Source organism: Motilimonas cestriensis (assembly GCF_021295315.1).
Taxonomy (GTDB): domain Bacteria; phylum Pseudomonadota; class Gammaproteobacteria; order Enterobacterales; family CBDFNC01; genus Motilimonas; species Motilimonas cestriensis.
In genome coordinates, this window is record NZ_JAIMJA010000076.1 from 1 (window position 1) to 945 (window position 945).

General features: G+C 44.4%; 2 protein-coding genes. Both read left to right on the forward strand.

The genetic code is table 11. The annotated features are described in order from the left end of the window. Nucleotides 1-80 precede the first annotated feature (80 nt). Nucleotides 81-392 carry an IS66 family insertion sequence element accessory protein TnpA gene (gene tnpA, locus K6Y31_RS22070; RefSeq protein ID WP_233055177.1) on the forward strand — a complete coding sequence of 104 codons (312 nt, stop codon included), beginning with the start codon at nucleotides 81-83 and terminating at the stop codon, nucleotides 390-392. Next, complete coding sequence (gene tnpB, locus K6Y31_RS22075; RefSeq protein WP_233055178.1) at nucleotides 389-742, forward strand: IS66 family insertion sequence element accessory protein TnpB; 354 nt, start codon at nucleotides 389-391, stop codon at nucleotides 740-742. The genes tnpA and tnpB overlap by 4 nt, the downstream gene beginning before the upstream one ends. Nucleotides 743-945: the final 203 nt, after the last annotated feature.

A 945-nucleotide genomic window follows, 5' to 3' on the forward strand; every position in this document is an offset into this window, starting at 1 on the left:
GTAAGCGCATCATAAACCCCGCATTCTAATCCCCTAGCACGAAGAATAAGATCAAGTCTCCAACCATGAGGAGATTTGAGATGAGAAAACGACGCACCAACCAAGAATGGCAAAACCTTATTGCGCAATCTGAATCAAGTTCATTATCTACACTCGCATTTTGTAAGCTCAATGAACTTAACCCCTCAACGTTTTATGCCAAGCGCCAGCAACTCAATAAAACTGATGTATCTCTAGGCTTTGTCCGAGCTGAAGTCGTCGAAAAGACGACCAAGTATCAAGCTCAGTGTGCAACAGCTAACATGATACTACTCGTCAATGATGTTGAGCTGCGTATTCCACAAGGCACGCCAGCGGCCTATCTCGCAGAGCTCATAGGTGCGCTATCATGAAACGCATGCTCAGCGCACCAGAGATTTATCTGCATCGTGAAAGTGTCGATTTTAGAAAGTCCATCAATGGCCTCGCGGCGATTATCGAAAGTGACACCGATTTACCCCTGGGAAGCGGTGCCCTGTTCCTGTTCACCAACAAACAGCGCGACAAAATCAAAGTGTTGTACTGGGATAAAACAGGCTTTGCTCTTTGGTACAAGCGCCTTGAAAAAGCCAAGTACAAGTGGCCTACAAAAGAGAAAAATGAGGTGTTTCCCCTGACTCAATTCGAGCTTGATAGACTCCTTTCTGGCTTCACGATTATCGGCCATAAACCCGTTAAAATAAACAATTTTACAATGACTTAATCGAAAATAAAGCCTTATTCACCAAGCGTTAATGGCATAATTTCAATATAATCAATGCCATGAAAAAGACGCCAACTATTAACCCAGAAAGCCAAGATGTTGCCGAGCTACAAGCGATGGTGAAAGCGCTGATGGCGTCGCAAAAACAGAAAGAATCTGAGTGGAAACAAGAGCGCCAGTCGCTACTTGAACAGCTCAAGCTG